Here is a 16,593-nt window from a genome sequence, read left to right as displayed (position 1 = left end):
AGGGGTTGAGGAAATGAGCTTTGAAATAGAACTAAATGAATTATATAAACAACTAGCGCAACAAGTTAACGATTTAATTCCAATTAAATGGAGCAACTTTTACTTCAATGGAGAAGTGAAGGACAAAGAAGGAGGTGTATTCTTCTTCTTTACCCCTATTGACAGTAATGAACCAGTATATTCTCATGTTATACCTGATATTTATTCTATAGATGAGAGTGTTTATGATGAAGAGCTACATAAATTGTTTGAACTAACAGTTAAACTGCAACAGATTTTTATTGATAATGACCAAGAACCTTGGTTTTCAGTGACATTATTACTTAATTCATCAGGGAAACTAGATCTACATTTTGATTATACCAATTGGCATGAGAGCGAATTTGGTCCGGCATCTAGAATTGAATATTTTGAATACAAATATGTAAGTCAAAAGAAAGAACAACTGAATTTAGACTTAATCGAGAGAATGAAAAAATTTGAAGAAAGTAGAAGATAAAGCACCTGTTTTATTACAACAGGTGCTGTTATTGATGGGATAAAAGTTATTATTTGGGTGTTGTTTTGGTAAGGATGAAACACAGAGTCCTTGGCAGTTTACTTCTTTATGCTGCCCAAAGAAAGAAACCTTGAAAGGCAAACAGCCACTGAAGTGGTTCTAAACCAACAGCGGGAAAGTACCTACCATACTTCTTTCTCATTCATTATCTGCAATTTATAGGCTGTGAGCTGTTATGTTGTCTTTTAACAAAATAGAAGGACCTATTTTCCAGTTATTGGATGGAACTTTTTATCAGGGTATTGATGCCCATCATATCATAGAGAATACCTTTGTTGGCCCTCAAGAGAGGTGGAATCATATTCATCCTGCAAAATATCCTAACGAGCACCAAGCTTCCATCCATGTGAAAATATATTACGGAGAGAGGGTAGGAGATGAGAAAAGATTTAGAGTGGGAATATGCTGATTCAGAAGTATCTGAAGCTACGATAAAAGAAATTGGATTACAATTAGGCTTTCAGTTACCTCAAGATTATATTGATTGTGTAAAAATAAATGGAGGTGCGAATGTATTACCAGAGGAATTTAATGTAGGCATTGTAGAGCGTTGTTTTGGTAGTTTATTTAGTTTTGATGAAGAAAGTAGCGAGTACATTGTCAAAAAGTATGAAATATACAAACCTTTTATTCCTAAAAAGGTTTTCCCTATTGCGAATGATCCTGCTGGAAATGTAATTTGTTTAGATTATAATAATAATCCTGAAAGCCCAATTGTAGTTTTTTGGGAACATGAAAATGCTTGGGAAAAAGAAATGTTAATGGAAGAAGAGTATCTAACTGGAGAACAGGCTGAAGAGCGTGCAAGAGAAAATGTATTTTACGTAGCAGCAACATTTACGGAATTTCTTGATAAGTTACATGACTAAGAATTTAAGAAAATAAACATTAAAGTCATGAGCATGAAGGTTGTACAATTATGATGCTATGAAAATAAGTATGATAATTAGGCGAGATAACATTTTAAACATAGAACGTATTGTGACATGGAACAAACCATAATCTTGCGAAAGTAAACAGGCTCGTTGGTTTAAAGATTGAAATAGGATTGAATTACTTTATTTAGCTAACTATAAAGCACTTGTTTTAAAAAGCTTTGGTAACGGGAGAGCGAAAAGTTGAACATTGAAAAGTAAGATTCAAGTTAGGATAAGACGTCCAGGGGAATATCATGAAGGGCACCTTGTAGTAAGAACACCTAAATGTAAGCAATGGGATGTAAGTAAGGATGAGATCATAGACGAGACTAACTTAACTAAAGATGTTGAATTTGTAAATCCTCCCGGACGTCATGGGAGACCTGGCTCTACTTTGAAACAGTATTAGAACTTTGAAAGTGAATGGGTTGGGACGAATATCTTATTAATGCTGGAATACATATGAATGCACAAGGTGGAACTTTCTCTACAAATGCTCTTGAAAGAGCGACTGCAAAAGGACATTTAAATATTGTTGATTATCTAATTAATAAAAATGCGGAGATTGATATTAGTGAACCAGATAGAAATCCTCTGTTTGCTGCAATATATGGTGGACATTTGGAGATTGTTACATTATTAGTTGAGAATAATATAAATATATTTATAAAATACACTGGAGAAACCATGAAAGATATGGATGCCTATGTATTTGCCATAGAAAGAGGGCAAACAGAAATTGCTGAATTTTTAAAACAAAAGATGGAAGAAAAAGAATAATTAAAGAGGGACGGTAAATAAGCCTATAAACAAAAAATCAATATGCTCATTTTGTTTTTGAAAGAAAGCAATGTGCGCCACATTTTATTTGGAAAGCAGGAAATAGGCAAGGTGGAAAGAGAATTAAAACAGTGAATGAGTATTATACAACTTGGCATTACAACAAGTACGAGTGACTAAAGTGATCGTAACAACTAAATAAAACTTATACAGCAAAAGATTGCTTAAAGTCACCTGTAGGGTTTATCTGGCATCACCATCAAGATGGAAAAACAATGATTCATAGGGAATTGAATCATGCTGCGGAGTATTAATTACTAATGGAAGATAAATTGAGAGGGAGATTTTAATATGTTGAAAATTGAAAACTCGCATAGAAATCTTTCTATGGAAGAGATTGAGCAGTTTGAAACTGAAAATGGTGTAAAGTTAACAGAAAAATATAAGAAATTTTTACTTCAATGGAATGGTGGATACCCGGAACTTAGTATATTTAATATTTCTGATGAACTTGGGAAAAGTGTTTTGAATGTATTTAATGGAATTGGAGACATGTATGATAATTTAGAGAAGGTTATAGATATATATGAGTTTAGGCTGGCAAAAGGCTTTATTCCAATTGCAGATGATTCAGCAGGTAATGTAATATGCTTAGGTACCGAAGAGCCATATTATGAAAAAATCTATTTTTGGAATCATGAGCAAGAACCAGAAGATCCTGATGATATGAGTAATATGTATTTTTTAGCAAATAATATTGATGAATTCTTGGGTAATTTATATGAGGACATCGAAGAATAATAAAATATTAGCAAATGAATTACTGTAAACACTCACTTTCCCCCAAAAAAGCTTTATGAGAAATAAAAGCTATGGACGACATAAAAGTGCTTATGTGAAACGGGAAGTTCAGTGTAGGAGCAAGGGCATTTGGCTATATGAAACAAAAGGGTGAAAGTGAGTTAAAGCTACATAACGGTTAAGCAGAAGTAGTAAAAAGAGGGCTTGCCTCAGCTTCTAAACTTCCGTTATTCTAACTCAGGTGAGCTGTTTTTTACACTCTAAAACCTATTCCCCTTATGGCAGCAAACCTAGCCAGGAATGGAGTGGTGGCACCTTTAACAATGTAAATAAGAGGGTGGGACAATGAACCCGTCCCTCTGTCCCATTTTTTCCCCCCTCCCTTTATTACTGTCCTTTCTTTCCAAAATGATAAGCAGTGTCTAAAATATTTTGGTGTTTTCTGGTGAGGAAATCATTAAACTATATTAAGATTTGAAACTTCTCCAGCCTTATTTTGTATTCCGGAAAATTATAAAATAAATTCCCGTTTTTTTGAGGAAAAAAAGTGCTAGGTTTATATAATTTATTCCAGTGTTAAATGTGTAATAAAACAATTATCTATTGAGAAACTATATAAAAAATCCAATGCTTCTTGAGTTACAACTAACTCGCCTTTCGGTGATAAGCAGAAATGATGTCCTGACCAGTTTTTGAAGTTCTCTTCTTCTATTTCAATTTTACCAAGCGGAATAAATCTTATGAAATTAGGTATTTCTTTATCTGGATGCATTTTTATAAACTCATCTGACTTTGTAACCAAACACTCTTCAAGTTTGTAATCGATAAATTTACTATTCTCTAATTCTGTTCTAAGTTTACTTGACACAATGAAGGCTGGTGTTGACTCTAAAAGGTCATCTCCTAGCCATCCTTCAAATTCATAATGTAAATACTTTACCTTATCTGATATACCCTCTGTTGCAACTTCTTCTTCTGTTCTATAAATGGTATATTGACCATGACCACCTGATACTTCTGGTTCTAAAAAATATAATATCATTAGTCTACTCCTCTTACCACAAACTTACCTTTTCTCTGGCTGATTGCAAATTTCTCATCATATTTCTTATCTAACTCTATCATATAATTTAATACAGAGGGACAATGAACCCGTCCCTCTGTCCCCTATTACTTTAAGTATTCAGCCTCCCATCTATTCTGTTTCTCGTCTGGATTAATTTCTGAGATGTCATCATACCCATAATTAAGTTTCGTTCTCCCCATGTCGTCTAAAATATATGTTAAATTTGTCCATAGTTCTTGTTCCTGAACCATAAATTTATTCCAAAGTTCTTCAAAACAGTCATACAGTTCTTGTTTTAATTTTCTATGCAGAGGTTTATCAATGTATACCATATCTACAATATCCAAGCTATATACTGGTTGTTCCTGATTTACTGGATAGTAATAAAAAAACACTTGAGAAAACCCCTCTCTTACCTCAGCATATAATAAAATCTTTTCCCATTCTTCTGGTATCATCTCAACCAAAATATTAGCTACCTTTTGGAAGAGGGTTTCCATCTGTTTTGTTTTCAAATTTACCTACCTCCACTTATAATTGCTTAAATTAACTTCATACTTCTTGCCATTAATTTTATATGCAACTTCAAATTTTAAAGGACGGGAAGAATTACCTTTATAGATAGGTTCAATTTTAACGTCAACTGTTTTTCCTGATTCTACAGCCTTTCTCCAAGAAGTTTCTAAGGCTATGTATTCTTTCCTATTTTAAAGTAGTGGTGTTAGGAATGGAAGGTTTGCTAATAAGGGGAAAAATTCAAGCAAGCATTTTGAAAATGAGCAAACCGGCAACCCACATTAATTAGCGATGAGTAGGAATTTTACTAATGTCTAAGTGTCATCTAAAGGGATTAAAGAAGTAACAGTTAAAGTTAAGCCAACTTATGTGGGGAGTCTTCTAGACCGAATGAGTTTAAAATTAGGTATACAATAGAAGGTGAAAAAACTCAGATAGATTAACCAATTATCCAGGAGGTAAGGGAGATGGAAACTAAAGTAACGCAAAAATTATATCAAAAAATTGTGAATACACTAGTAAATATAGTCCCTGAGGAATGGGAAAAGATTTATTTATATGCTGAATTTAGAGAAGGTTATAAAAAGGTATTTTTTTACTATTACACTCAATTTAGAGCAAAACCAGTATATTGCCTTGACATAACAGATTTATTCAATATATCTGTATATGCCTATGATGAATTGGAAAATGAACTATATAAATATTTTACGGTACTATGGGAAGAATTTGAGATACAAGAGCATGAACAGTGGACGAATTTAACATTTATTATAGATAGCACAGGTAAAATGAAAATTAACTATGGATATGAAAATCTTTCCGAAATCAGCTCTATCGAGAAACAAAATTATTGGGAAGCTGAATACTTAGCATAATCAATAGTAGCTGATATACTTTTATATCTAACTAAGCACTTGCTTGTCAAATAGACAGCAGTGCTTTTTTGTTAGAAGTTTATGTCTTGAAATTTAAGGAACAAATCCAATCTGGCAAAACTGTAGCTCCTGTGGTTGGAACAAAAGGAGTGGATAAGCAGGTAAAAGGCAGCTAGCAGCCGAAAATTACTGTGAGAGAGACTAAACCTGAAGTTCAATTCGCGAGGCAACCGGCAATTTCGGGGATGCCTGAAAGAATGAATGATATACTCTGTACTTTCTGACTTTTATCAGCCCTATAACCCTAATTCCCTTACATATGTGTTTTTAATAGTAGAGGAAGGGTTTCAGAATTTAAAGGGAAAGGAAAACTTAAACAGTTTGAAAATGGTTCTTATTAAAATAGGGTAAGGGGTAAGTGCTTATGAATGAAAAAGATATTCTTTTCCTTGAAGAGTTACTGTATAACACAGATAAAGATCATGTAGTAAGCCAGTTGAAAAATATAGACAACCCTTTATATCTACATTACTTTGCAGCAAATTATAATTGGAATAGTGGGTTTGATGTACCGGCAGTCATCTTAGATAATGAGGCTTGTGATATAGGGACAGGTTTACTAATGTTCCATTATGCAGATGGCTATCGTTTGTTAGAGAGGTCAGATGAAATTTCAAGTTCTTCATTAGAGGAATGGAAAGTTTTTATGAGAAAAACTTTTAATAAACTATTGAGCTTAGACTTTAAATCACAGGACATTTCCTTTGACCCTGAATTGACAAAAATTCAAAAGTATAACTTAAAAAAGAATAACCCAGATCTTCCTTATGTGTTAATTAGTAAGTCTCCAGGCAAAGAGATTAATATACACAAGATATGATTGAATTTATTAGAAACCTTGATTGACCAAATGCATTTCGAGATTTCTTTGGGCTACCTAGTGATAAATAAACGACTTATTATTATAGAGTGGTGATCAGCCTTGAAGCACATTAACAACTTAAAGTATGTACAAGCACCATATGTATAATCTCTTCCTTTAAAGGTTTTCATATGCGCTGACTAACATTGCTGTCACTGTCGGTTGAACAAAAGGTGTGTGGACAAGATGGCCACAAGCATGAAGCTGCCGAAACCTGAAGGTCAAACCATGATGCAGCATGCAATGGCGGGAGTTCCGTAAACATGAATCTTATTCCGTTCAACACATTGGACTCGACAACCTGTAGGAGAGTATGAAGCCTGAATATAAATCGTATGCTAAAAACTCAACTGCTGTTGCATTGACTACTGCAAATCATAATGCTACTCGTTTATCGTTGCCAGTTCGTTTAGCGATTTACTAGAACGACTACTAGAAAACCAGGGAGACTATTGGTATTTTCTAAAGGATGATTTTGTGCCTCAGGGAGATGCTAACGATGGTGTTGAACTAGATTAATTCATGCCTTGCTAACTGGTATATAACACAATATGGAGGTATTCGCTAATGAAGTTATCGAGAGAAAGAGCAGAACAACTGGCGCTTGAATATGTAAATAAAGATAGGAATGAAAACTTCAAATTAGAACTAATAGGTGTGGAAATATCTAGAATTTCTCCAAAATATTGGGCTGCTACTTTTGAAGTTAGAACTTCAGAAGGGGATATTTTAGAGGGCCCTTTACTTATACTTGTGGATGATGATTTAGAAAAAGCAATGAGTTTAGAAGAGGCTGTCGAATCTCACATTTAACATTGTTAAATGGTGTGGGACAATGTACCCGTCCCCCTGTTACGATTTAGCTAAAGATTATAATAGAGATATTGAGTCAAAAACTGGATTCAAACTTCATAAATCACAAATAGAAAAATTAAAGGATACTTTAAGAGGAAATAAATATGAAAAAATGACACCATTGGAAACTTTAAAACACAGGAATAAATTCAGTAGTGGGAAAAATAAATTGATTAAAGATTGGGAAAAAAACTCGATAAAAAAGGTAGATTAGCAAGGGATATAAGTCAACCATATGATGCTCATCATATTATAGAAAATAATTTTGTCGGTCCTTACGAATGGTGGAATATACATCCTGCTAAATTTCCTGATGAACACCAGGCGGGGATTCATGGTAAGGGTTCGCCATCAAATAAGTTATTTTAAAGGAGGTGGTTTTAATGGCTACATTTGATACTGTAAACTTTTTATGAGAGGATCAACAAGAACGACTTTAGCTCCTTCTTCCATAAAACGCTTAGCTGCCTCTTTTCCAATGCCGCCGGCTCCCCCAGTAATAACCGCTGCTTTCCCACTCAATCTTGTCATGTAAACTCCTCCTTTAATAGTTAATTTCTACTATTCAGGCAACTTACATATTCAGGGTAACAAGATAGCTCTTATATTCAAAGTGAACTGCATTGAGTCAGGAGCCAGGTATCTTATCCTACTGTCAACTTATTTTAGAAATCACCATAATACAAGTGCAAGAAAGAGATAGGAAATGCTTCTTCATAGGTAAAGAACTTATTAAAAATAAAAAGGTCTTTTAAACAAGGAGTATATTACTATATAATATAACAGTATTAACCAATTTGTAGGTTTGAATTCCTAAAACAGGAGGGAGTAGTCATCATGAAACAGTGCAATAATTGTAATCATGAGAATGAAGAGGAAGGGAAGTTTTGTGAAAATTGTGGAATACCGTTAGGTGGAACAGTTATTCAAGAAGTTGCAGCCACGGCAGAGGGTGCTCCATCACCTGTAAATCAACAGGCCTCTCAATATATCGAAGAGGCGAAGAAAATTTCCAAGATGTATTTCAGTTATTTTCTTGAGGTGCTAAAAAAGCCATATTCCAGCTCTGTTAATGTTGGCAAAGAGCATTTTCTAAATGGCATCATTACGATCGCATTGTTTTCTGTTCTTATTCCATTAATTACTTACTTTGGTTTAAAAGGAGTTTTGTCTGATCTTAACTTCTTAGGTGAAGAGCTGAATATTAAGCCTCCATTTACCGATATTGTTTTAAAACCTACTTTTGCTTATGCTATTTTTGTTTTCCTTGTTGCTGTTTTTACTTTTGTTTCCATAAAGCTAGGAAGAGTAAATATAAGTTTTCAAGAAGTTACAGCCCGCTTTGGAAGCTTTCTCATTCCGGCTGTTGCATTACTGGGCTTAGGTCTTATCATGTCTATCCTTAAAATAAAACTTTTTGTTTTCTTTGTTTTCCTCGGATTTATTACAGCAGCTTTTCTGGTTCCTCCATTGGTCATTGCAAGCTTCAAAAAGCAATCCCAGGAGGGTGTAGATGTTATTTATGGATCTCTTCTTACTTATTTTTTAACTTTTATCGCTATGCTCATCATGGGGGATATGCTTTTTGAAGTATTAAAGAATTTTGTTCAAAAATCAATTGGAACCGGATTATTCTAATTAAAAAAGCAGGCCTGTTGAATTTCATCAGGCCTGCTTTTGTCTTTGTTAACTTTCGGAAATACTATAAAGAAGATACTCGCCATTTTGTAATTTTGCTACGTAATCCCACTCAAACTCCTTTGTTTCGGACGTGCCATCTTCGTAGTTGATAGTAATCTTTTCCCACGTTGAAACCGTCAAACTTTCTTCACCATCTTTAATATTTGTTATTTCGTAGTCTATTAATTCTTGTGTTACGTTTTTATCCCCTAATCGTTTGACCAAGTCTCTTTGTGAAGAATTAAGCGTGCTGTCAGGATAGATGAAGGACGAGACAGCTGAAAAATCTTTTGTATTAATTGCCTGTACGAGGCCATGCAGATATCCGTCCATAAGAGAAGAGATACTGGAAGAGCTTTCATCAGGCTTATTCTCCATTGCTTCTTCAGTCGAAGCGGTGCCGGAAGCCCATGCTGAGGTATACAGTTTCGGCTCTTTTACGGAGTATTCTTTCTCATTCTCTTTATTGTATTGCCATAGGCTGCCCAGGCTGTTTACCAGCCATTTGTTTTCTTTTTCATCATAGTTTAGATGAATAGTGTAATCGCTGTAAATTTCTTCCGGTACTGCATTTTCACTTTCATAACCACTGCTATAATCTTGCTTTACTCTTGCCCCTATGGTTGCTCTCCAATTACCATCATCATGATAAAGGTTTCCGGAATTCAGGTCGAAGTATGTGGCAAGGTGCTGGGCCTTTATAACAGTTTCCCACTCTTTATCAGATTTAGCACTGTTCATAATTTCTTCTGAGAATTCGTTTGTTGCATGAGTTAATTTATCAGCATTAATTGAAGTGTAGGCATCTGTCCACTCAGTAAAGTGGTTATGTGCCGTCTCCATTACCTGTTCCGTAAGAGTTTCGGTTAAAAAACCAGGCTCTGCATAATCGCTGTCAATGACCAGCTCTTCTGATTTAACTTTACCCCAAGGGAATTCAGCTTCTACAGATAAAGTCATTGATCCATCGGTAAGAACTGGACCAAAAGTCCGGTTTTCCATTAAATTAACGCCAACATCTTTTCCGTTGATAAACAATTTAGCTTCTGACCCAGCCAGTTCTTCCGGAAGACTGACTGTTACGTCATTTGCTTCTATATATACTTCTACTTCCTGTTTGTTTCTTTGCTGATGAAAAAAAATATTATCTTTAGAAGAAAGTGTAATAAAGTCTGTTTCTAATCTTCCTTCAAGTTCATAATAGCCCGGAAGAAAAGGTCCTACAGTTGAAGAAAAGTCCTGTTGATTCGCTACGGCCACTTCCTTGCCGTCGACAAACAGAGTTGTATCCTTAAAGTTAGTGCTCAGGTTAAGATAAACAGGATCAACATTAATCTCGTAATTTTCATATACAAATACTTTACCGTCTTTTTCTAAGTTCACAAAGCCTTCTCCATAAGAAGTATATTCCTCGTCTGTCTGGCTGTCAGGGGTAGATAATCTCTGTGATTGCCATCTTAATGATTGAAGTGTTTCTTGAACTTTATCAGGGTTTTCACTATAGTACTTCAATAGCCCATCTACACTTTTCTCATCAATAAGTAAATTTTTATCGTTAGAGGTTAATACTTTTGCCAAGGCCTTACTATCCTTTTCTAACAACGCAGTTTCAAATCTTTCTAATATTCTCTCATGTGAAGTTAAAGCTTCTCCCGTTTTATAACTGCCAAAAAGCAAAGCAATTGCCACACCAGATGCTATCAATAGACGTTTTGTTTTCGGCTCCATAGGCTTCTTTTGAGCAGGTGTTGCAGGTGGAATTGCTTTAGCAGGCGCAGCCTCTCGTTTGTCTGGATGAACAGGTGTCCCGCATTTTTTGCAGAACTGGGCATTCTCTTTCAATTCACTTCCGCACTCTTTACAGTATTTCATTACTTAACATCCTTCCTCTCTATTACAAAATAAGAAAAAATTACTATAAAATTATACCTTTTTTTCCAGTTGTGTGGGAGAAAATAAACAAAAAATAATTTTGCTAATCTAGGTATAAAGGAACAGGTGGGCATAATGGGTTTACTTTTGAGGTGCAAGAAGAAAATTCCAAGTTAATTTTTGAAAGGCAATAAAACAAGACTAATGAATGTTCTGTTCTCTAAGTCCTTGGATGATATATTCTTCTTTATTGACTGAGAATGCTATTTAATCCTCAACTAGTTCTTTCAGGCAGGCATAGGCATGTTGTGAATATTTTGTAAAAATTACCATAAACTCAAGCCGATATACGGTCAACACCTCGTGGGACACAGGGACGGGTCCTTTGTCCCTCTCACATTTATGAAAAATTGAGGTTAAATCATTATAATCATTAAATTCTAGTTTACTATTACGATAACAATTGGTAAAATGTTACTATATTTATAAATTATGGGAAGTATTATCTTGAAAAGAAAACTGGTTTTTTTATTTTTGTTCTTCCTCTTGATTACGGGTACCATTCTTTCTCCAAAGCATTCCTTTGCAGCACCCGCGGAAATCTCTCTTACAGAAATAAAGGCATATGATTATAGCGGTTACTTCTATGTAAACCAGTGGAGTGATACGGAAGGATCCTTAACGGATGTAAACGGAAGAATTCTTGAAAGGGGATTGGGGCTGTTTAAAAGTTACAGCGACGGCGGTACTGCATCTGCATCTTATAATATAGATTCTATGGGTTATAAAACTTTTAAAACCGGATTAACTCTTGATTCAAAATGGATTACTGGAGATTTTGGAAAAACTGCTGTGGCATTTTATTCCGATGATATTCTTTTGTATGAAAAACAGCTCTCCAAGACTGACGGTATTTTAGATATTGAGCTTAAGCTGCCATCCAAAATAAAAAACTTTCATATTATAGTTAAGCAGATTTCAGGTGCTAAAGGTACCCAGCGGGTTGTGCTTAAAAACCCATTATTTTCAACGAGTGGTACTCATTCGCCGAATGAAAGTGCGGTTCATCCGAGTACTATAGGTTCATCTGATAACTCTGGTTATTATGAGAATCAATGGGACAGCTATAGAGTGTTTCAGGAAATTAATGGTAATATTGTAACGGGTGGGGTGGGTTTAACTACAAATCGTGGAGGGACTGCTTCCACAACGTACAATATAGACAATATGGGGTACAACGTGTTCCAGACGAAGTTGTCTCTTGATTCCAAGTGGACAGTAGGAGACTATGGACGATCAGCAGTCGGCATTTATGCAGATGATTATCTTCTTTATGAAAAGGAGATCACCCCGAAAACAGCTGTACAATCTATTAAACTTAATATTCCCAAGGGCACAAAAAACCTTGCAGTCGTGGTTAAGCAGTTGTCTGGTGCCAAGGGAACACAAGGGCTTGTTCTAATCAATCCCTTATTTAAGAAAACGAACGACAAACTAATAAACATTCCTAAAAGGGCTTTGCTGACTACTGTAGGAGCTACAGATACTTCTGGACACTATTATACCAATGGCTGGGGTGATCTCCCTTTTCAGTATTATAATGGGCAGATTGTAACTGCCGGAGTCGGCTTAACTAAACCCTACTCCTACTCCATCGACGGCAGCTCTTATGCTGAATATGATATAAGAAACATGGGTTTTAATGCATTAAAAACAACAATTTCTCTTGATTCAAAATGGCTAACGGGTGATTATGGTACAACAAGGGTGTCAATTTATGCAGATAATAAGGTAATTTATACGTCTGCTATGAAAAAATCAGATGTAAAAAACCTTACAGTCAGGTTTCCTGGTAATACAAAAAAAATCAAATTACTAGTCAACCAGGTAAATGGAGCTAAAGGCGCTCAAAGAGTTGTATTCGGTAATGCAGTTCTTACTTCACTTCCTGTCTCTAGCAAACTCGAAACAAGCCAGGTGAGCATTAAGAACAATATTAAATCAGATGACATTATAACAGTCAGTAACTTAAGCAAGAATGAAAAAATCAATGTATACAATTCGAAAAAACAGCTGGTAGTATCAGGGACGTCCTTAGGATCGAGCCTGACACTAAAAGTAAAACAACTGGGATCCCCAAAAGGAACTGTATATATTACAAGAACCAGCAGCGGAAAACTGGAAAGCGATCAATTAGCTGTAGGCTATAGTGGGGAACCTGTCTCAGCTAAAATAAATGCGAATCAAGTTTCAATTACCAACAACAAGAATAAGGACGATGTGATTACTGTTAAATCACTTAATAAGGGTGACGTAGTAAAGGTGTATGGTGATGCCAAGTCGAAAAAACTTCTGGGTTCCGGAACCGTTTCAAACAACACGCTGACTATCAAGGTAAAGCAACTAGGTACAAAAAAAGGAACAGTATATATAACAAGGGAAAGTAAAGGCAAGCTTGAAAGCCCTGCTGTGGCAGTAGGTTTTAAAGCTGAGTGATAAGGGCGTGGGACGCAGGGACAGGTCCCTCGTCCCATTTTTTTATTTAACCATTATCAGAAAGACCTTTTGAAAAAGGATCGCACAGTCACCTCTTCTTCCTCGTACAGCAGGTCCCTCATGTGGGAAGCCCATTTTAAAGTGCTTGATGGGGCAGGTAACCGTCAAGCTATAAAGCTGCCTATACTTGATAACCAAGATTAGAGAAACAAATAAAATAGCAGAAAATAAAAACAGCTCACAAAGCTGGACCAGGAAAGCTGGTCACACTCTATGAGATGCGTATTTAATAGATAATATCATATGAATACGGACTGCACAGTCTGATATAGTGAGAGGCCGGCACCATGATGTATCTACTACTCTATATCAATAATGGAAATAGTCATCGCGGTTTTTTTCTACTTGCGTCTTCACCTTATTCACGGCTTTCACCATTTTTTGATTTTGTCTTTCCATTTCCCTCAATTGCTCCTGGTGACGCTTCTCAGCTTCTTGCTGCTGTTTTTCGTTGGCTTCTTCCTGCTCATATAAATTAATGCATTCTTTTAAAGTATCTGCTCGGTGTTTTACCAGAAAACTTTCTAACTTTGAAACTGCATAGGGAAAGAGGTATGATTGTGGCACAGCGGAATGTTCTGCTAAAGAGTTTTTTAGCTCCATGCTAGTTTTGTGAAGGGATTCAATGGATGACTGTAAGCCTTGGGCTTCTTCTATACGTGTCACTTTTGATTTTCTGATCAAATAGTTTGAAATCGTTCGAAGTAGTAAAAAATAACCAGCCAATGGAAGTACGATAAATAAAGTGATTCCAGATAGAAACATCCATATTCCCTCAGCATCAATGAAAATAAACAGACTCGCTAACAAGTCACCTAGAATAAACAATGTGATTACAATAAATAGAATTGGTACAACGTAAAACCGGAGCATTAAAGGATTGTGCAAACCCTCAAAAGGTTTGTAGTTAAGTAATGAATGCTGATGAGCACTCAAGCCTCTGTGTTTCTCAGTAACTCCTTCTAACTCCAAGACCACATCTTTTGTCCATTGAATGTTTTCTAACAGGTTATTTCTATCCATTTCAAATTTTCCCCTTTCACATTTTTGGTAACATATACCTAATCGGCAACTTAATTATACGATATAATATTACTATTTGATATAAAATTTTTACTAATATGGTTTTTATTGTTATTTTTTTGGTATGGGTTAACTTGCTACATAAACAAAAATTCTTGAACTGTAGTGTATAAACCTCATACTAAAAGCCCTAAGGATATGATACCTTAAAGCTGTAAGGTTTGATTGTGAAGGTTACAGCTAATAAGGATTAAGGAAATGTTAAATAGTTAATTGTGAATTTCAGTCTCGTTCTTTTTCGCGAGCAAGTCTAATGCTTAATGATGCAGAATATTTGAAGGTGCAAGCTGAACTTTTTATAGCATGATAATGTTTTAGACCTTGTTAAGCAAAATCCATATATTAAACGATTTAAATTACAGGTTTTTTTTGTTTTTTTTTGGACAACTTCGTTCTTAATAAAGTACAATGTTGGTAGAAAATAACTATTGAAAATAAAAGGAGGTTACTTAAAGTTGATGGTCATACAAAAGAGCTTTGCTGAATTATATGGCTAGGTGGCTGAGGAGCATGCAGGAGTTTTGGATTGTTGGCAGGGAAAATAATATAAAAATATTCTGTGTTAAGTGGCTCTACCGTTTAAATTAGCAAACAATGAAGAGGAATTATCCTTAAAAAGATAGGCATGAGAATATTTTAAAAATTAACAGACTATTCAAAAATATTTAAAAAATGCTTTACTTCAGATTTTAGAATGAGGCAGTGAAGACAGTAGTCCATCCCGGTGCAACAATTAAAAACGCGTCCGGGACAGGTACCTCGTCCCACAATTCATAGTGAGCTGGTGGGGTATGGTGACAAATCTCCGTCCCACAATTCATAAGGGGCTGTGTATGATGATTGGCCAAAAAATTAAAAGGTTAAGAGAACAAAAGGGATTAACCATCACAGAACTTGCTGCGAGATCTGGAGTGTCAAAATCCTATATCAGCAGCATGGAAAGAGATATCAAAAAGAACCCGAGCATTGAAGTGCTTTCGAGGTTATCCAAGGTGCTTCAGGTGGAGATTGGGGAGTTGGTTCGGGAGTAGGGGACATAGGGACGGGTACCTCGTCCCACCTCCCGTGCCTCAGTTGGTTCGGGAAGTAAAACTAAAACATTCTGGAATGAATTTGAATACGAGCAGCTTGATTCAGCTCTCCATTTGGGGAGTTTTTGCTTTTCAACTACTGAATGGCGTTGTGTTATAAGCTACTAACCTCTTACCCTGCGTTTTATGCTAGTTACTGCTATCTCACAAAAGTGGGTGGAGAGAGAACTGCTAATTGAAAAAGTTTAATAATAGCGTAGAGACAGGCTAAAACCTTAAAGTTCATTTATGAAATTTGAAAAACCGCTAATAGATTACAATGAAAAACATTGTTTTTGGTATAATTGGTTCGATTAACATCACAAAATCAGAGGAAGGAAGGTGTAATCCTATGCATAAAGACAAAGATACGCAGGTAAGCATCTTTTCTTATCTATACAATAATATTCCGCAAAACCATATACTTAGACTGCTAAAAGACAAGTTAGATTTTAGCTTTATCACTTCAGTTCTTGAAGATTCTCCTAGTAAGTATTACGGCAGACCGGACAAAGAGCCGGAGCTGTTAATGAAATTGATCGTTCTACAGTATATTTATAATCTTTCAGATGAACAGGTAATGGAAGAAGCGTCTTTGAACCTTGCTTGCATGTATTTTTTAGACTTGAATCCGGAAGATGAGCTGGCTCACTCAAGTCTGTTGGCAATGCTTAAGAAGTTTCGTAATGAAAAGCTGGAAGGAGGCCTGACGGTTGATGAGGTTGTTATTGGAATTCTGAGGCAATGTGTTGAAAAAGGAATCCTGGAGGGATCTGAACTACGGATTTACAACACCCATCCTGAGGCGAACGCATCTAATAATGCGACTGAGAGAGTTATAGAGGATGTAGCAAAACATATCTTTAGGGACTAGGGGGACAGCTTTGACCCAGCGTCATCTGTAATTGTTCCAGGGACAATGAGTGCCCATTTCTTGCGCACCGCCACCTTCCCTGGGACAATGTACCCGTCCCCGTGTCCCACGTCCCCGTGTCCCATTGCAGGATTTCACCCAATGTTGTGGAATAATATAAATAC

At 35.7% G+C, this 16,593-nt stretch carries 16 protein-coding genes and 3 pseudogenes; 13 read left to right on the top strand and 6 right to left on the bottom strand.

Annotation, left to right across the window (positions count from 1 at the left end; all coding sequences use genetic code 11):
- The first annotated feature begins 13 nt into the window (after positions 1-13).
- From GJU40_RS12025 to GJU40_RS12000, 5 genes and pseudogenes are all read left to right on the top strand, one after another.
- Positions 14-499 carry an immunity protein YezG family protein gene (locus tag GJU40_RS12025; protein WP_154308001.1) on the top strand — a complete coding sequence of 162 codons (486 nt, stop codon included), beginning with the start codon at positions 14-16 and terminating at the stop codon, positions 497-499.
- Positions 500-803: 304 nt separating this feature from the next.
- Positions 804-968 (top strand): annotated as a pseudogene (locus GJU40_RS21030) (hypothetical protein); the annotation flags it as partial.
- Complete coding sequence (locus GJU40_RS12015) at positions 937-1,428, top strand: SMI1/KNR4 family protein (protein WP_154307999.1); 492 nt, start codon at positions 937-939, stop codon at positions 1,426-1,428. The pseudogene GJU40_RS21030 and the gene GJU40_RS12015, both read left to right, overlap by 32 nt.
- Before the next feature lie 483 nt (positions 1,429-1,911).
- Positions 1,912-2,256: pseudogene (locus tag GJU40_RS12010) on the top strand (ankyrin repeat domain-containing protein); the annotation flags it as partial.
- 351 nt (positions 2,257-2,607) lie between these two features.
- Positions 2,608-3,057: an SMI1/KNR4 family protein gene (locus tag GJU40_RS12000; RefSeq protein ID WP_154307997.1), complete on the top strand. Its 450-nt coding sequence runs from the start codon at positions 2,608-2,610 to the stop codon at positions 3,055-3,057.
- A 565-nt stretch (positions 3,058-3,622) separates the two neighbouring features.
- On the opposite strand, the gene GJU40_RS11995 is transcribed toward GJU40_RS12000, so the two are convergent.
- From GJU40_RS11995 to GJU40_RS21540, 3 genes and pseudogenes are all read right to left on the bottom strand, one after another.
- Positions 3,623-4,099, bottom strand: a complete 477-nt coding sequence (locus tag GJU40_RS11995) for a hypothetical protein (protein ID WP_154307996.1) — start codon at positions 4,097-4,099, stop codon at positions 3,623-3,625.
- Positions 4,100-4,227: 128 nt separating this feature from the next.
- Positions 4,228-4,638, bottom strand: coding sequence for an immunity protein YezG family protein (locus GJU40_RS11990; protein WP_154307995.1), 411 nt, complete (start codon positions 4,636-4,638; stop codon positions 4,228-4,230).
- 6 nt (positions 4,639-4,644) lie between these two features.
- Positions 4,645-4,818, bottom strand: a pseudogene (locus GJU40_RS21540) (DNA/RNA non-specific endonuclease); the annotation flags it as partial.
- Between the two features lie 288 nt (positions 4,819-5,106).
- On the opposite strand from GJU40_RS21540, the gene GJU40_RS11980 reads away from it, so the two are divergent.
- The 4 genes from GJU40_RS11980 to GJU40_RS21240 all read left to right on the top strand — a co-directional run bounded on the left by GJU40_RS11980 (position 5,107) and on the right by GJU40_RS21240 (position 7,508).
- The gene (locus GJU40_RS11980; RefSeq protein ID WP_154307994.1) at positions 5,107-5,517 is read left to right on the top strand and encodes an immunity protein YezG family protein; all 411 of its coding nucleotides are present in this window, start codon (positions 5,107-5,109) and stop codon (positions 5,515-5,517) included.
- A gap of 424 nt (positions 5,518-5,941) precedes the next feature.
- Entirely contained in the window at positions 5,942-6,397 is a 456-nt protein-coding gene (locus GJU40_RS11975) for a DUF4274 domain-containing protein (protein ID WP_154307993.1), read from the top strand.
- Between the two features lie 609 nt (positions 6,398-7,006).
- Positions 7,007-7,252 carry a hypothetical protein gene (locus GJU40_RS11970; RefSeq protein ID WP_154307992.1) on the top strand — a complete coding sequence of 82 codons (246 nt, stop codon included), beginning with the start codon at positions 7,007-7,009 and terminating at the stop codon, positions 7,250-7,252.
- 22 nt (positions 7,253-7,274) lie between these two features.
- Positions 7,275-7,508: a hypothetical protein gene (locus tag GJU40_RS21240; RefSeq protein WP_281350698.1), complete on the top strand. Its 234-nt coding sequence runs from the start codon at positions 7,275-7,277 to the stop codon at positions 7,506-7,508.
- A gap of 173 nt (positions 7,509-7,681) precedes the next feature.
- On the opposite strand, the gene GJU40_RS11960 is transcribed toward GJU40_RS21240, so the two are convergent.
- A complete protein-coding gene (locus tag GJU40_RS11960; protein WP_154307991.1) occupies positions 7,682-7,825 on the bottom strand; it encodes an SDR family NAD(P)-dependent oxidoreductase in 144 nt (47 codons plus the stop codon).
- 306 nt (positions 7,826-8,131) lie between these two features.
- On the opposite strand from GJU40_RS11960, the gene GJU40_RS11955 reads away from it, so the two are divergent.
- Positions 8,132-8,932, top strand: coding sequence for a zinc ribbon domain-containing protein (locus GJU40_RS11955; protein WP_154307990.1), 801 nt, complete (start codon positions 8,132-8,134; stop codon positions 8,930-8,932).
- Positions 8,933-8,980: 48 nt separating this feature from the next.
- On the opposite strand, the gene GJU40_RS11950 is transcribed toward GJU40_RS11955, so the two are convergent.
- On the bottom strand, positions 8,981-10,846 hold the full coding sequence (locus tag GJU40_RS11950) for a zinc ribbon domain-containing protein (RefSeq protein WP_154307989.1): 1,866 nt from the start codon (positions 10,844-10,846) through the stop codon (positions 8,981-8,983).
- A gap of 507 nt (positions 10,847-11,353) precedes the next feature.
- On the opposite strand from GJU40_RS11950, the gene GJU40_RS11945 reads away from it, so the two are divergent.
- Positions 11,354-13,342 carry an NPCBM/NEW2 domain-containing protein gene (locus GJU40_RS11945; protein ID WP_170289395.1) on the top strand — a complete coding sequence of 663 codons (1,989 nt, stop codon included), beginning with the start codon at positions 11,354-11,356 and terminating at the stop codon, positions 13,340-13,342.
- 369 nt (positions 13,343-13,711) lie between these two features.
- On the opposite strand, the gene GJU40_RS11940 is transcribed toward GJU40_RS11945, so the two are convergent.
- Positions 13,712-14,425, bottom strand: a complete 714-nt coding sequence (locus GJU40_RS11940) for a hypothetical protein (RefSeq protein WP_154307987.1) — start codon at positions 14,423-14,425, stop codon at positions 13,712-13,714.
- A gap of 893 nt (positions 14,426-15,318) precedes the next feature.
- Here GJU40_RS11940 and GJU40_RS11935 point away from each other — a divergent pair.
- Entirely contained in the window at positions 15,319-15,516 is a 198-nt protein-coding gene (locus GJU40_RS11935) for a helix-turn-helix domain-containing protein (RefSeq protein WP_425481221.1), read from the top strand.
- 391 nt (positions 15,517-15,907) lie between these two features.
- On the top strand, positions 15,908-16,429 hold the full coding sequence (locus tag GJU40_RS11930; protein WP_170289394.1) for a transposase: 522 nt from the start codon (positions 15,908-15,910) through the stop codon (positions 16,427-16,429).
- Positions 16,430-16,593 lie beyond the last annotated feature (164 nt).

Source organism: Metabacillus lacus, assembly GCF_009674805.1.
Taxonomy (GTDB): Bacteria; Bacillota; Bacilli; order Bacillales; family Bacillaceae; genus Metabacillus_C; species Metabacillus_C lacus.
This window is presented reverse-complemented; position numbering and strand designations above follow the sequence as displayed.

Bases quoted from the DNA above. Each gene is read 5' to 3' on its own strand.
- GJU40_RS11930 (WP_170289394.1), top strand. From the start codon at position 15,908: ATGCATAAAGACAAAGATACGCAGGTAAGCATCTTTTCTTATCTATAC.
- GJU40_RS11940 (WP_154307987.1), bottom strand. From the start codon at position 14,425: ATGGATAGAAATAACCTGTTAGAAAACATTCAATGGACAAAAGATGTG.
- GJU40_RS11935 (WP_425481221.1), top strand. From the start codon at position 15,319: ATGATGATTGGCCAAAAAATTAAAAGGTTAAGAGAACAAAAGGGATTA.
- GJU40_RS11980 (WP_154307994.1), top strand. From the start codon at position 5,107: ATGGAAACTAAAGTAACGCAAAAATTATATCAAAAAATTGTGAATACA.
- GJU40_RS11960 (WP_154307991.1), bottom strand. From the start codon at position 7,825: ATGACAAGATTGAGTGGGAAAGCAGCGGTTATTACTGGGGGAGCCGGC.
- GJU40_RS12025 (WP_154308001.1), top strand. From the start codon at position 14: ATGAGCTTTGAAATAGAACTAAATGAATTATATAAACAACTAGCGCAA.
- GJU40_RS11950 (WP_154307989.1), bottom strand. From the start codon at position 10,846: ATGAAATACTGTAAAGAGTGCGGAAGTGAATTGAAAGAGAATGCCCAG.
- GJU40_RS11995 (WP_154307996.1), bottom strand. From the start codon at position 4,099: ATGATATTATATTTTTTAGAACCAGAAGTATCAGGTGGTCATGGTCAA.
- GJU40_RS11970 (WP_154307992.1), top strand. From the start codon at position 7,007: ATGAAGTTATCGAGAGAAAGAGCAGAACAACTGGCGCTTGAATATGTA.
- GJU40_RS11955 (WP_154307990.1), top strand. From the start codon at position 8,132: ATGAAACAGTGCAATAATTGTAATCATGAGAATGAAGAGGAAGGGAAG.
- GJU40_RS12000 (WP_154307997.1), top strand. From the start codon at position 2,608: ATGTTGAAAATTGAAAACTCGCATAGAAATCTTTCTATGGAAGAGATT.
- GJU40_RS11975 (WP_154307993.1), top strand. From the start codon at position 5,942: ATGAATGAAAAAGATATTCTTTTCCTTGAAGAGTTACTGTATAACACA.
- GJU40_RS12015 (WP_154307999.1), top strand. From the start codon at position 937: ATGAGAAAAGATTTAGAGTGGGAATATGCTGATTCAGAAGTATCTGAA.
- GJU40_RS21240 (WP_281350698.1), top strand. From the start codon at position 7,275: ATGTACCCGTCCCCCTGTTACGATTTAGCTAAAGATTATAATAGAGAT.